The sequence below is a fragment of the Bradyrhizobium sp. 27S5 genome (assembly GCF_037217225.1).
Classification (GTDB): domain Bacteria; phylum Pseudomonadota; class Alphaproteobacteria; order Rhizobiales; family Xanthobacteraceae; genus Bradyrhizobium; species Bradyrhizobium septentrionale.
Map to the genome: position 1 here is coordinate 6,043,325 of NZ_CP147714.1, position 13,515 is coordinate 6,056,839.

At 65.1% G+C, this 13,515-nt stretch carries 9 protein-coding genes; 3 read left to right on the plus strand and 6 right to left on the minus strand.

Annotated features, from left to right (window positions below; all coding sequences use genetic code 11):
* Window positions 1-6: 6 nt before the first annotated feature.
* Both WDM24_RS28630 and WDM24_RS28635 read left to right on the plus strand, forming a co-directional pair.
* Entirely contained in the window at window positions 7-1,725 is a 1,719-nt protein-coding gene (locus WDM24_RS28630) for an FAD-dependent oxidoreductase (protein ID WP_176422207.1), read from the plus strand.
* Between the two features lie 216 nt (window positions 1,726-1,941).
* The gene (locus WDM24_RS28635) at window positions 1,942-2,736 is read left to right on the plus strand and encodes an IclR family transcriptional regulator (protein ID WP_338690933.1); all 795 of its coding nucleotides are present in this window, start codon (window positions 1,942-1,944) and stop codon (window positions 2,734-2,736) included.
* 1,125 nt (window positions 2,737-3,861) lie between these two features.
* Here the strand turns inward: WDM24_RS28635 and WDM24_RS28640 are convergent.
* The 4 genes from WDM24_RS28640 to WDM24_RS28655 all read right to left on the minus strand — a co-directional run bounded on the left by WDM24_RS28640 (window position 3,862) and on the right by WDM24_RS28655 (window position 8,459).
* Window positions 3,862-4,014 carry a hypothetical protein gene (locus WDM24_RS28640; RefSeq protein ID WP_165124582.1) on the minus strand — a complete coding sequence of 51 codons (153 nt, stop codon included), beginning with the start codon at window positions 4,012-4,014 and terminating at the stop codon, window positions 3,862-3,864.
* Between the two features lie 203 nt (window positions 4,015-4,217).
* The gene (ahcY, locus tag WDM24_RS28645) at window positions 4,218-5,645 is read right to left on the minus strand and encodes an adenosylhomocysteinase (RefSeq protein WP_338828168.1); all 1,428 of its coding nucleotides are present in this window, start codon (window positions 5,643-5,645) and stop codon (window positions 4,218-4,220) included.
* A gap of 201 nt (window positions 5,646-5,846) precedes the next feature.
* Window positions 5,847-7,043 (minus strand): methionine adenosyltransferase, encoded by a 1,197-nt coding sequence (gene metK / locus WDM24_RS28650; RefSeq protein WP_166308487.1) that lies wholly within the window; start codon window positions 7,041-7,043, stop codon window positions 5,847-5,849.
* 60 nt (window positions 7,044-7,103) lie between these two features.
* Window positions 7,104-8,459, minus strand: coding sequence for a hypothetical protein (locus WDM24_RS28655; RefSeq protein ID WP_338828169.1), 1,356 nt, complete (start codon window positions 8,457-8,459; stop codon window positions 7,104-7,106).
* A 173-nt stretch (window positions 8,460-8,632) separates the two neighbouring features.
* Between WDM24_RS28655 and WDM24_RS28660 the strand changes: the two genes are divergently transcribed.
* A complete protein-coding gene (locus tag WDM24_RS28660) occupies window positions 8,633-10,378 on the plus strand; it encodes a caspase family protein (RefSeq protein ID WP_338828170.1) in 1,746 nt (581 codons plus the stop codon).
* A 47-nt stretch (window positions 10,379-10,425) separates the two neighbouring features.
* Here WDM24_RS28660 and WDM24_RS28665 read toward each other — a convergent pair whose 3' ends face one another.
* Window positions 10,426-12,162: a serine hydrolase gene (locus WDM24_RS28665; RefSeq protein ID WP_338828171.1), complete on the minus strand. Its 1,737-nt coding sequence runs from the start codon at window positions 12,160-12,162 to the stop codon at window positions 10,426-10,428.
* Between the two features lie 219 nt (window positions 12,163-12,381).
* Window positions 12,382-13,500 carry a cobalamin-independent methionine synthase II family protein gene (locus WDM24_RS28670; protein ID WP_338828172.1) on the minus strand — a complete coding sequence of 373 codons (1,119 nt, stop codon included), beginning with the start codon at window positions 13,498-13,500 and terminating at the stop codon, window positions 12,382-12,384.
* Window positions 13,501-13,515: the final 15 nt, after the last annotated feature.

The following is a 13,515-nucleotide window of genomic DNA, read 5'->3' on the forward strand; positions in this document are numbered from 1 at the left end:
GATCGCGTGGCCAACGAAGAAACTTATGAATGCGACGCGCTGGTCGTCGGCTCCGGCTGCGCCGGGCTGTCGGCGGCGGTCACAGCGGGCCATCACGGCCTGAAGGTTCTCGTCGTCGAGAAGGAGCCGCGGTTCGGCGGCACCACCGCGCGCTCCGGCGGCTGGCTTTGGATTCCCGGCACCTCGCTGGCGAAGGCGTGGGGCATCGAGGAGAGCCCCGATCAGGCCAGAACCTATCTGCGCCACGAGGCCGGCAACAGTTTTGACGCCGCCCGCGTCGATGCGTTCCTGACCGAAGGGCCGAAGGCGGTCGACTTCTTCACGACAGAAACCGCCGTGCGCTTCGACATGCCGCTGACGTTCCCGGACTATCATGCGGAAGCGCCCGGCGGCGCGCAGGGCGGCCGCTCGATGGTGACGCGCCCGTTCGACGGCCACGAGCTCGGCGACGCCCTCAAGGATCTCGGCAGCCCCCTGCCCGAGCTCACCGTGTTCGGCATGATGCTCGGCTCCGGCAAGGAGATCGTCCATTTCATGCGTGCGACGCGCTCGCTGGCCTCGGCGGCCTATGTCGCGAAGCGGCTGTCGAAACACGCGCTGGACGTGATGCGCAACGGCCGCGGCATGACGCTGACCAACGGCAATGCGCTCGCCGGCCGGCTGGCGAAATCCGCCCTCGACCTCAAGATCCCGCTCTGGCTCAATTCGCCGGTGCGCGAACTGATCGTCGAGAACGGTGTGGTGCGCGGCGCGATCGTGGTGCGCGAGGGCCGCACCATCCGCGTCAATGCGAAGCGCGGCGTGGTGCTCGCCTGCGGCGGCTTTCCGCATGACGTAGCGCGACGGCAGAAGATGTTTCCGCATGCGCCGACCGGAAAAGAACATTACTCGCCGGGACCAACAGGCAACACCGGTGACGGCCTGCGGCTTGCGGAATCCGCCGGCGGCCGCGTCGAGGATTCGCTGCCGAACGCGGCAGCCTGGGTGCCGGTCTCGGTCACGACGCGCAAGGACGGCTCAAAGGGCGTGATGCCGCACTTCATCGATCGCGCCAAGCCCGGCGTGATCGCGGTGATGCGCGACGGCAAGCGCTTTGCCAATGAAGGCAATTCTTACCATGACTTCGTGCAGGAGATGATCAAGGCGGCGAAGCCCGGCGAGGAGATCGCGGCGTTTCTGCTTTGCGATCACGCGACCTTGCGCAAATACGGCCTCGGCTGCGTGCCGCCGCGCCCGATGCCCACAGGCCATCATCTGAAGACCGGCTATCTCAAGCGCGGCACGACGCTGTCGGAGCTTGCCGCGCAGGCCGGCATCGACGCAAAGGCGCTTGAGGCAACCGTCGCGGCGTTCAACACGACCGCCGCCGAGGGACGCGATCCCGCCTTCGGCAAGGGCTCGCGCGCCTATAACCGATATCAAGGCGATGCGCTGCACGGGCCCAATCCCTGCATCGCGCCGATCCAGAACGGGCCGTTCTACGCCATCAAGATGGTGATCGGCGATCTCGGCACCTATGCCGGCATCCGGACCGACGCCAATGCCCGCGCGCTCGACGCCGACGGCCAGCCGATTGCGGGCCTCTATGCCGCCGGCAATGACATGGCGAGCATCATGGGCGGCAACTATCCCGGCGCCGGCATCACGCTCGGACCGGCGCTGACCTTCGGCTACATCGCCGGCAAGCACATCGCCGGCGCCGCGGCAGAACGCAGCGCGGCATGACATGAGTCCCGTCATCCTGAGGAGGCCGCAACGCGGCCGTCTCGAAGGATCGACGGCCCGACTGTGGCCGTGCATCCTTCGAGGCTCGCAAGGGCTCGCACCTCAGGATGACGGGGTGGGAACGGATATGACGCACAAAGACTTCCCGCGCGTCGACGTCTCGCGAACGGCGTGCTTTCCTGCTAACTGCGAAAGCGCGAGCGCGAACAGGGCCACATGACGAGAGAAAGCCGCGGCATACAGTCGATCGAGGTCGGCGGGGAATTGCTCCGCGCGCTCGCCCGCAGCGGCGAACCGATGATGCTGCGCGACCTCGCGCGCGAAGCCGGCATGCCGCCGGCCAAGGCGCATCCCTATCTGGTGAGCTTCTCTCGCATCGGCCTGATCGAGCAGGACGAGACCACCGGCCGTTACGAGATCGGGGCGCTGGCGCTCGAGCTCGGCCTGATCAGCCTGCGCCGGCTTTCCGCCGTGCGGATCGCGACGCCGCGGATCGCCGCGCTCGCCAACAGCATCAATCACGCGGTGTCGCTGTCGGTCTGGGGCACCCACGGCGCGACCGTGGTGCGGCTCGAGGAGCCAAGCCATCCCGTGCATATCGCGATGCGCGTCGGATCGGTGGTGGCGCTGCTGGAGACCGCGACCGGCCGCGCCTTCGCGGCCTTCATGCCGCCGAACGCCGTCAAGACGGCGCTCGAGAGCGGCCTCGATCGCCTCGGCGTCGGCTACAATCCGAAACGCGAGACCATCAGCGCCAAGACCACGGAGATGCTTGCCGAGGTTCAAAGCCGCGGACTCGCGCGCGCGATCGGCGATCCCCTGCCCGGCGTCAACGCCTTCGCCGCGCCGGTGTTCGATCACGCCGGCCACGTCGCGCTGGTGATCACGGCGATGGGCCCGGAGGGCACCTTCGACGCCGACTGGGACAGCGCGATCGCAGCCGCGCTGCGCGATTGTGCAGGCGACATCTCGCGGCAGCTCGGGCACGGCTCGGTGCGGGCATCGGGGTGATGCTGGGCCTTTTCCGACGTCATCCCCCGGTGCGCAATTGCGCACCCGAGAAATGACGGTGAGGTGAGCACGCTGGTCAGGCTCGAGGGTTGGGGAGAGGGGTGGCCCCGGGCGAGATATTTGATGATGACATCGCTCTCGCAAAATCGTTTGCAATGTCGCCGCAACGATACGGAGAGAGTTCATCGTGTGGCACCCCTCTCCCTAACCCTCTCCCGCAAGGGGAGAGGGAACCCTGCCGTCGGTGACTCCCTCACGCGCGCGTGCCACTGAGTTGCCCGACGGCGCAAGCCCCCGCAGCAAAAATATTTCGCTTTATCAGAAGTGCAACTCAGTGTTATAGATCTGCCCGTCTCACCCGATCGAGGGGCGCTTCGCGGTCGTCACGAACGCGGTGTGGGATGCGGTGGACGCGGAGCGCGCAGTCGACGAATGCGCATGAAGCGGACGGTGAAGTCGTGTGGTCCTGACGCCCTAGTGGCCGGTGTCCCCTTGTAAGACGCAATTGCGTCTTGCGAAGGCGGTGACAAACAAGCCAAGTCTCGCCGGGGAGAGCACGAAGTAAGCCGTAACCCATCGCGCAGGGAAAGCCGGATTGCTCCGGTTACACCTGTGGTCCTACCCCCGAGCTTACTACCCATTGCTCGGGGCCCATGGGTGCGATCGGCACCCGGCTTTCCCTGCGCCCTCTGTTCGAGAGAGGGCGAGACGAAGAGCAAAGCTCGGACAATTCATGTCGCGAGAATGCGGATGTTTGACTCACAGGCCGGGCCACACATTCACCGTCGTCCCGGCCTAGTGCGCAATTGCGCACGGGGGGCCGGGACCCATAACCACCGATGCTGCTTGTTATGCACCGCTCGAACGACGAGTCCCGTCCACTACATCTGCTGCGGCGTATGGGTCCCGGCCTTCGCCGGGACGACGGTGGAGTGTGCGGAGAAAGTCGCGCGACGAACGCGAAGCTGCATTCTCATCCACAACTGTCATCGCCCGGCTCGACCGGGCGATCCAGTACGCCGCGGCCTCTCGGCTCAAGCACCGACGCCTCTGGAATACTGGATCACCCGCATGCGCGGGTGATGACATCGAGTGCTCTGCTGTTTGAAATGTGAATCGAAACAATCAGGCGCGCAGCGCCTGCAGGCTCTTGAAGGTCAGGCGCTTGGGATCGCGGACGCCGGCGAGATAGAGCTTGCGGATGAAGGCAATGACGGTGTCGCGATCGCAATCGGTCAACGCGACCACGGCGTCGACCGCAATCTTCTGGGCTTCCATGGAACACGTCCTCCGCTGCAGCCTCGAACCCGGAAGCCTAGGCGCTGCCGGTTAATCCGGCATTAACCTCTGCCCACAATCGCCGATTCCGGCCCCCTCGCGTATACGCGAAACAACGCATGCGACGGCCTGTCCAACCACCGCAGCAAAAAGCCCCGGGCGATGCCGGGACTCTTCACGTGATCGACTGTGACGACCGCAGATCAGTAGCGGTAGTGATCCGACTTGAACGGGCCTTCCTGCTTGACGCCGATATAGTCAGCCTGGTCCTTGCGCAGCTCGGTCAGCTTGGCGCCGACCTTGGCGAGGTGCAGGCGGGCCACCTTCTCGTCGAGCGTCTTCGGCAGCACGTAGACCTTCTTCTCGTACTTGCCGCCCTTGTTGTTGGCGAACAGCTCGATCTGCGCCAGCGTCTGGTTAGTGAACGACGCCGACATCACGAAGGACGGGTGGCCCATTGCGTTGCCGAGGTTCACCAGACGTCCCTCGGAAAGCAGGATGATGCGGTGCTTGTCGGGGAATTCGATCTCGTCGACCTGCGGCTTGATGTTGTTCCACTTCAGATTACGCAGACCTGCGATCTGGATCTCGTTGTCGAAGTGACCGATGTTGCAGACGATGGCGCGATCCTTCATCGCGCGCATGTGCTCGATGGTGATGATGTCCTTGTTGCCGGTCGCGGTCACGAAGATGTCGGCGCGCGGCGCGGCCTCTTCCATGGTAACTACCTCGTAGCCTTCCATCGTCGCCTGCAGCGCGCAGATCGGATCGACCTCGGAGACCATGACGCGGCAGCCCGCCTGGCGCAGCGAAGCCGCCGAGCCCTTGCCGACGTCGCCGAAGCCCGCGACCATTGCGACCTTGCCCGACATCATCACGTCGGTGCCGCGGCGGATGCCGTCGACCAGCGATTCACGGCAGCCATAGAGGTTGTCGAACTTCGACTTGGTGACGCTGTCGTTGACGTTGATCGCGGGGAACAGCAGCTTGCCCGCCTTCTCCATCTCGTACAGACGGTGCACGCCCGTGGTGGTCTCTTCCGAGACGCCCTGGATGTTCTTGGCGATCTCGGCGAACCAGCCCTTCGGCTTCTCCTTCAGCAGGCGCTTGATCAGCGCGAAGAAGACTTCTTCTTCCTCGGAACCAGGCTTGTCGAGGAACGCGACGTCGCCCTGCTCGGCGCGCAGGCCGTGATGCACCAACATGGTGGCATCGCCGCCGTCATCGAGGATCATGTTGGGCGTGCCGCCGTCGTGCCAGTCGAACAGCTTTGCGGTGTAGTCCCAGTATTCGGTCAGCGTCTCGCCCTTGACCGCGAACACCGGAATGCCGGCCGCGGCGATCGCGGCCGCGGCGTGATCCTGCGTCGAGTAGATGTTGCAGGAGACCCAGCGGATGTCGGCGCCGAGCGCAGCCAGCGTCTCGATCAGGACCGCGGTCTGGATCGTCATGTGCAGGGAGCCGGCGATGCGTGCGCCCTTCAGCGGCTGCTTGGGGCCGTACTCCTCGCGGGTCGCGATCAGGCCGGGCATCTCGGTCTCGGCCAGCGAGATCTCCTTGCGGCCGAACTCGGCGAGCGCAATGTCCTTGACGATGTAGTCGGTGAAGCCGGGCTTCGTGGGGGCGTTCATGTCTGTTTCCTAATCGGTGAATCCAGCGTGTCAGTAACAAAGCGAGCCGAACGCCCTGCGGCGCGACCTTCTCCCTCTCCCCGTTCTTACGGGGAGAGGGCCGGGGTGAGGGGCTCCATCCGCTGGCTGAATCTGCGGAGAGTCCCCCTCACCCGCCACTTCGTGGCGACCTCTCCCCGCAAGCGGGGCGAGGTAAGAGCATCAGAGCGCGCGCTTCAGCGGCTCGACGAGATCGGTCTTCTCCCAGGAGAAGCCGCCCTCATTGTCCGGCGTGCGGCCGAAATGGCCGTAGGCCGAGGTGCGCGCGTAGATCGGACGGTTGAGGTCGAGATGGGTGCGGATGCCGCGCGGCGTCAGATCCATCGCCTTGGCCGCCGCCTTCTCGAGCTCGTCCTCCGAGACCTTACCGGTGCCGTGGGTGTCGATGTAGATCGACAGCGGACGCGCCACGCCGATCGCGTAGGCGAGCTGCAGCGTGCAGCGGTCGGCGAGACCGGCCGCGACGATGTTCTTGGCGACGTAGCGCGCGGCATAGGCCGCCGAGCGGTCGACCTTGGTCGGATCCTTGCCGGAGAACGCGCCGCCGCCATGCGGGGCCGCGCCGCCATAGGTGTCGACGATGATCTTGCGGCCGGTCAGGCCGGAGTCGCCGTCGGGACCGCCGATGAAGAACTTGCCGGTCGGATTGATGTGCCAGATCGTCTTGCCGTTGATCCATTCCTTCGGCAGCGCCTCGCGCACATAGGGCTCGACGATGTCGCGGATCTGGCTGGACGAGAGGTCCTCGACCAGATGCTGGTGCGAGACCACGATCTCGCGGACGCCGACCGGCTTGCCGTTCTCGTACTGCACGGTGACCTGGCTCTTGGAGTCCGGACCCAGCACCTTCTCCTTGCCGGAGTGGCGCGCTTCGGAGATCAGCCGCAGGATCTTGTGGGCGTAGAAGATCGGCGCCGGCATCAGGTCCGGCGTCTCGTTGGTGGCGTAACCGAACATGATGCCCTGGTCGCCGGCACCCTCTTCCTTAACCTCGCCCGGCTGCAGCGCGTCGACGCCCTGCGCGATGTCGGCCGACTGCGGATGCAGCAGGATCTCGATGTCGCAGGTCTTCCAGTGGAAGCCGTCCTGCTCGTAGCCGATGTCCTTGATCGCGTCGCGCACGACGCCCTCGATGTGTTCATTGGTGACCGAGCTCGGGCCGCGGGTTTCGCCGGCGATCACCACCTTGTTGGTGGTCGCGAGCGTTTCGCACGCCGCGCGGATCTGCCACGGGTCGATGCCTGCCTTCGGGCCCTCGCGATAGAACAGATCGACGATCTCATCCGAGATGCGATCGCAGACCTTGTCCGGATGGCCTTCCGAGACCGACTCGCTGGTGAAGAGATAAGACGCGCGCATCAAGCAAACCCCTTGTTTCGTCGAAGTCCGACGTTGGTTGGTGAATATGTCCCCGGAATGTCAGTCTCGTCGCCGCGAGATGACGTAGGATTCGTCGTAGAACCACAGCCCGTTGTGTTTGCGGAGAACTTCGCGCGTAGCCTCGAGAGCTCGTCCGTTTTCGGTCGTTTCGGTCAACCGCTCATCTTCGATCTGCGCGACATACACCGCCGCATTCCATGCTGCAAAGGCCGTCGAGGTTCCGATCGAACCGGTCACCTCATTGGGCAGCGCTTCCATATCATATCGGAAGATCGAACGGTTATCGGCGTAGGCGTTGAAGTTCAGCTCGCGACCGGCCGACCCCAACTCGTATTTCACCGCGCGCAGTATCTCATGACGGCTGACGGCGAAAGGATTTTCTCCGGGCCACACGGCTTGAATGATTTCAAGTCCGGGATCGCCGCCGTGGGAGTGGATTCCTATCAGCCGTCCGCCGCCGCGCAACGCGCGGGCCAGCGGCGCGATGATCCGCTTGGCGCGGAAATTCACCGAGGATTTGGCCCGATACGGCTGCGAGGCGATCACAAGATCGAAATTGGCCTCGGTGCGGCCAGCCCGGGGAATGATCGAATCAAGCAGGAAGCGGTGGTCGTCGCGGTACAGCACCAGCGCCACTGGACGCTCATAGACCGGCATCGCATTCCCGGGGCTGAGATTGGCCCGCCAATTCTGCTCGAGGAACGGGCCGAGTTCCGCGATCTGGGCCTCGAATTCACCCGAGGAGGCCCCGCGCAGCGCCACCTCGTGCCAGATCATGCTGGCGGCCGCCGTGGAGTTCTTGGGCGTCAGCCAGGGCGCCTCGGCGTAATACATGTTGGTGAACACGAAGACGCTGGCCGGGTGCTCGAACAGGCGGTCGGGGACCTTGTCCAGGGTGAGGCGGACGTCCTCCAGGCTCAGTTCCTTGCCGGCGACATAGAACGGCATATGTGGGAAGCGGCCATGCATGGCACGCAGGACCCGCGCCAGCACGGTGCCATCGCCCATCCCGGCATCGAACACCCGCAATGCCGGCGGCCGCGGGTGGATGGCGGCCAGTTCCAGCGAAACCCGGTCGGCGATCACCCGCTTCTCGCTGCAGGTGTGCACGAACAGCAGATAGCGCTGGCGGTTCTCGAAAAAGCGAAAATTGCCGCGCGGATCGCGCTTCTCCGGCGGAACCACCAGGCCGCGCGGCGGCGGCACGCCGCCCGGCGTCGAGGTCGCGATGAAGGCATTAATGCGGTCGAGCGTGTCGATGGTGATGCGCTTGCCCTCGCGCAGCCGGTGCACCAGCTTGCCGTCGTTGACGGCACGGCGGCCGAACGTCGTCTCCGCCATGTCGGAGCGCCGGCAGAAATCCGTGATCTGACTGAGGATTTCGTCGTTCTTCATGGGGCCTGGGGTGGGCGGCGGCGAGTGGGCAGAAAGTGGGCAGAGGTAATGTGTAGCGACGTCTTACCACCATTTTCCCACCAGTTGAACCCCCCTTTACTGCCCGATCACCAAACACGCATAGATCGCCTCGCCCTCGCCGATCGCCATGACGGCTTACCCGTGGATGACCGATGCGCCGCCTGCTCCTGATCCCCGCCTTCCTTGCCGCCCTGCTCTGGTCGGCGCCCTGCCTCGCCCAGACACGCGCGCAACTCGGCCCGCTCTGCACGACCGACACGACACCGGCCGACCAGATGATCGACGCCTGCAACAAGATCATCGCGCTGAAGGTGTTTTCTGGCGAGAAGCTCGCGACCATCTATTTCTGGCGCGCGGTCGGCTGGAACAAGAAGGGCAACTACGCGCAGGTGATCGCTGACGCCACCGAGGCGCTGCACCTCAAGCCGAGCACCGCCGTCTACAATCTGCGCGGCTCGGCCTATTACGACAAGGGCGAGTACGACATCGCGATCACCGACTTCAACGACGCGCTGCGCATGGGGCCGCCGAGCGGCATCATCTTTCACAACCGCGGCAACGCCTATCGCGGCAAGGGCGACTACGCCAAGGCGATCGCCGATTATGACGCCGCGATCAAGGCCGGCCCGAAGTCGGCCTTCTCCTACCAGAACCGCGGCTCCTCGAAGCAGGCGCTCGGCGATCTCGACGGCGCGCTCGCCGACATCAACGAGGCCGTCAGGCTCGATCCGTCGCTGCCGCAGCCGCTAATCAGCCGCGCCGTGATCTGGCGCGCCAAGGGCGACATCGCGCGCGCGATTGCGGACACGTCAGAAGCGATCCGGCTCGCGAAGGCGAAGGCGCCTGTCAACATCATGACGCCGCCGGGCAGTGTCTTGATCTCGGCCTATACCCAGCGCGGCCTCAGCTATGAGGCAAAGGGTGATGCCGCGCACGCCAAGGAAGACTACGCCTCGGTGCTCGAGGGCGTCGCGTCCGACGCCGGCAGCAAGGCCAACCAGGCCACCGCCAAGGTGCGGCTCGCGCTGCTCAAGGAGGCCGATGCGGCTCCGCGCAACGATGCAGCCCCCCGCAAGGCTGCGGCGGCGCCTGCCGCCGAGAGCAGCCCGACCGCGCCACCGGCAGGCTCCGTCACGGCACCGGCCCCGCCCGCCGCGCCGTCGCAGGCCGCAGCAACCAGCCGGCGCGTCGCGCTGGTGATCGGCAACGGCGCTTATGGACATGTGAAGGCGCTGCCCAATCCGCCCAACGATGCGCGTGCCATCGCCAAGAGCCTGCGCGAGATCGGCTTCACCGTCTCCGAGGGCCTCGATCTCGATCGCGACGCGATGCAGAAGACGATCCACGACTTCCTGCGCGAGGCGGCACGGTCGCAGATCGCCGTGGTCTACTACGCCGGTCATGGCGTGCAGGTCGATGGCCGCAACTATCTCGTGCCGGTCGATATCGAGTTCAAGGCGGGCGGCCGCATGACCGACGCGATGGTCGACATGGACACCATCATGGCCGGTCTCGACGATCAGATCCGCACCAACATCCTGATCCTCGATGCCTGCCGCAACAATCCGATGGCGCCGCAGGTGGCATCCGCAGGTCCGAGCCGCGGCATCGAGGCCGGCTCCGGCCTTGCCGCCCCCGCCTCGCTCGGCTCAGGCTCGACGCTCGGCGCCGGCACACTGATCGCGTTTGCGACCGCGCCGGGCCAGGTCGCGCTCGACGGCGAAGGCGCCAACAGCCCGTTCTCGGCGGCACTGTCGCGCCATGTCGGCACGCCCGGTCTCGAGGTGCAGCAGATGCTGACCCGCGTCCGCGCCGAGGTCGTCGCCGCGACCAAGGGCAAGCAGGTGCCGTGGTCGAACTCCTCGCTGCTCGGCGAAGTCTACCTGGCGGAGAGGTGACGGCACGCGTGAAAACCACCACCGAGGAGCGTCGGCGACCGGACGACCTACTCGTCTGTTCGCCGCGCCACGAACGTGCCACCCGGCTGATGAAAGATCATCTCGTCCGCGATCGTCCCGTCACCGCAAAACTCGACGAAGCCGGCCTGCCCGACAATGCGAAATCTCCTGCCCTGCTCGGGCGCGAGGCGATAGGCCGGCTGGTGGTCGGACTTCAACTCGAGCGCCCCCTCGCTATCCAGCGTGACGCGGTGCGTGATCGCACCCCACTTGAAGCTGCCGACGCACCGCGCACGGAACGCGGCGTCGGTGCATTCGCCGGCCGCAAGGCGCACGAACACGATATCCGCGACGGCCGGTTCGAGCGGCGCGGAGAGACTGACGATGGCGCCGTCGCGATTGGTCAGGAACGTGAGCGGAAGCGAGTCCGGCACGTAGCGGTCCTGCACCTCCGGCGTTTCGAACGTCTCAAAGTGACGGTGCCCCAATGTCGCAAACAGCCCGCGCCACGACCAGTGCAGCGCACCGTCCTGCTCCCTGATCGACATCACGCCGTAAGCAGGGTGCTCATAATCGCCGGAGTAGGCCGCAAGTTCGTGTGCCGGGTGGGTGCTGGCGTGGCGGCCCTTCTCCCGCACGCCCTTGTCGGCCTGGATCTGGTCAAGCGCTTCTTCACGCCGCTTGCGGAAACGCTCGCGCCATTCGATCGGCTCGCGGCCGCGCAGCCGGTCGATGATGTGCAAGGTCAGCGTCCACGGCACCTGATTGGGACTGCGGTTGGTGAAGACGGCAATGCCGATGCCAAAATCCGGCAGCAGCGTCATCTGGGTATTCCAGCCAATCCAGCCGCCGCCGTGCTCGACCAGCCGGTCGCCGCGGTAGCTGTTGCACTGGAAGCCAAGGCCGTAATGCGCCTGGCCGAACTCCGCATAGCCTGGCAGCGAATTGTAGACACGCGGCGCATGCAGCTCACCGATCAGCGGTGCCGGCAATATGCGCTCACCGTCGAACGCGCCCTGACCGAGATGCAGCCGCATCCAGTTCGCGAAATCCGCGACCGAGGTGGTCATCGCGCCGGACGCGGTGGTCGTGATCGGCAGACGGAACGCGGGCAGCCGCGTGTCCTCGTGCATCTTGTACGGCCGTGCCGGCTCGCTCGACGCTTCGAGATCATCAAGGTTGAAGCCGACATTCATGCCGAGCCGGTCGGTCAGCCGCGCGCGGATGAACGCCTGATAGCTCTGCCCGCTCAGGCGCTCGATCAAGAGGCCCGCAACATTGTAGCAGAGGTTGTTGTATTGAAAGGCGCTGCGGACATCGCGGCTCAACTCCAGATGCCGAATCAGGCCGAGCATGTCGGCCGGCGCGAGATCGCCGGGCTCGTGCACCCAGTCATGACGCGGCAGCCCGGTGTGATGACACAACAAATCGAGCACGGTGACGCGCTCCGTCGCCACCGGATCGCTCAGACGAAACTCGGGGATGTAGTCGCGCACCGGTTTGGCCCAATCGAGCCGCCCTTCATTGTGCAGCAGCGCGATCGCGGTCGCGGTGAAAGATTTGGTGATCGAGCAGATCGCGAACTGCGTCGCCGGCGTGACGGGCAAATTCGCCTCGACATCGCGCTGGCCGTAGGCGCATGCGAGCACGACCTTGTCGTCCTGCACCACGGCGAGCGCGGCGCCTGGCACCTTCCAGTCGGCCATGACATCGGAGGCCAGACGATCGAGTTCGGGGATAAAGGATGCAATTGGCGCACTGGGCGCGTCGGATGATTGGGGCATGAGGGCTTCTCGGCTTCAACAGCAACAGACGGCGCCTCACCAGGGTGAGGCGTGGCGGCGTTACGGCAACCCGGTCGTTCGACCGGCTCACCGTTCGTCAGTGCTGGCTAAGCTCGAAAGCGATCAACATCGAACAACTGTCCAGCCACACGAGCTCACGCGGGATGCGCCGTCATTCCGGGTGCCTCGAAGCCGCGAACCCGGAACGATGAGCGAAACCTACTTGCCCCACACCTCGTTGGCGACCTCGACGGCGAGCCGCAGCTTGGCCCACTGCTCTTCCTCGGAGAGGATGTTGCCCTCCTCGGTGGAGGCAAAGCCGCATTGCGGCGACAGCGCGAGCTGCTCGATCGGGGCAAACTTCGATGCCTCCTCCAGCCGCCGCTTGATGTCGTCCTTCTTCTCGAGCTCGCCGAATTTCGAGGTGATGACGCCGACCACCACGACCTTGTTGCCCTTGGGCAGGAAGCGCAGCGGCTCGAAGCCACCGGCACGGTCGGAATCATATTCGAGGAAATAGCCGTCGTAATTGGTGCCGGCGAGCATGGTCTCGGCGACCGGCTCGTAGCCTCCAGAGGAGATCCAGGTCGAACGGAAATTGCCGCGGCAGACATGCGTCGTGATCACCATGTCGGACGGACGATCGGCGATCGCGTAATTGATGACGCGGGCGTAGATCTCCTGCAGGCCGTCGGGATTGTCACCGCGGTCGCGCGACTTCTGCAGTTCCTCCTGCGAGCACAGATAGGCCCACACCGTGTCGTCGAATTGCAGGTAACGGCAGCCGGCGTCGTAGAACGCCTTGACCGCCTTGCGATAGGTCTTGCCGAGGTCCTGGTAGAATTCCTCGAGGTCCGGGTAGACCTCGTTCGAGATCAGCTTGCGGCCGCCGCGGAAATGCAGCACCGCCGGCGACGGGATTGTCATCTTCGGCGTGACATGCGCCTGGTCGGCGTACTTCTTCAGGAACCTGAAGTGATCGAGCATCGGGTGATGATCTGAGAAGTCGAGCTTGCCGATCACCCGGATGGCGTCGTGCCGGGTCTGCACGCCCGCGAACTGGATGCCCATGTCGGGGTGGAACAGCTCGCAACCAGTCAGATGGCTGAGGAAATCGAAGTGCCACCAGGAGCGGCGGAACTCGCCGTCGGTCGCAAGCTTCAGGCCGACCGAGGCCTGCTTGTGCACGACTTTCTCGATCTCCATGTCCTCGACCTTGCGCAGCTCGTCGGCCGAGATCTCGCCCTTCTCCAATCTGGCGCGGGCTTCCTTGATCTTTGGCGGCCGCAACAGGCTGCCGACCTCGTCGGCGCGAAACGGAGGCTTGGTTCGCTGCATGGTCAACTCCCGAAC

Excerpts from the sequence above, each read along its gene's own strand:
- WDM24_RS28635 (WP_338690933.1), top strand. The coding sequence starts at position 1,942 with ATGACGAGAGAAAGCCGCGGCATACAGTCGATCGAGGTCGGCGGGGAA.
- WDM24_RS28640 (WP_165124582.1), bottom strand. The coding sequence starts at position 4,014 with ATGGAAGCCCAGAAGATTGCGGTCGACGCCGTGGTCGCGTTGACCGAT.
- ahcY (WP_338828168.1), bottom strand. The coding sequence starts at position 5,645 with ATGAACGCCCCCACGAAGCCCGGCTTCACCGACTACATCGTCAAGGAC.
- metK (WP_166308487.1), bottom strand. The coding sequence starts at position 7,043 with ATGCGCGCGTCTTATCTCTTCACCAGCGAGTCGGTCTCGGAAGGCCAT.
- WDM24_RS28655 (WP_338828169.1), bottom strand. The coding sequence starts at position 8,459 with ATGAAGAACGACGAAATCCTCAGTCAGATCACGGATTTCTGCCGGCGC.
- WDM24_RS28660 (WP_338828170.1), top strand. The coding sequence starts at position 8,633 with ATGCGCCGCCTGCTCCTGATCCCCGCCTTCCTTGCCGCCCTGCTCTGG.
- WDM24_RS28665 (WP_338828171.1), bottom strand. The coding sequence starts at position 12,162 with ATGCCCCAATCATCCGACGCGCCCAGTGCGCCAATTGCATCCTTTATC.
- WDM24_RS28670 (WP_338828172.1), bottom strand. The coding sequence starts at position 13,500 with ATGCAGCGAACCAAGCCTCCGTTTCGCGCCGACGAGGTCGGCAGCCTG.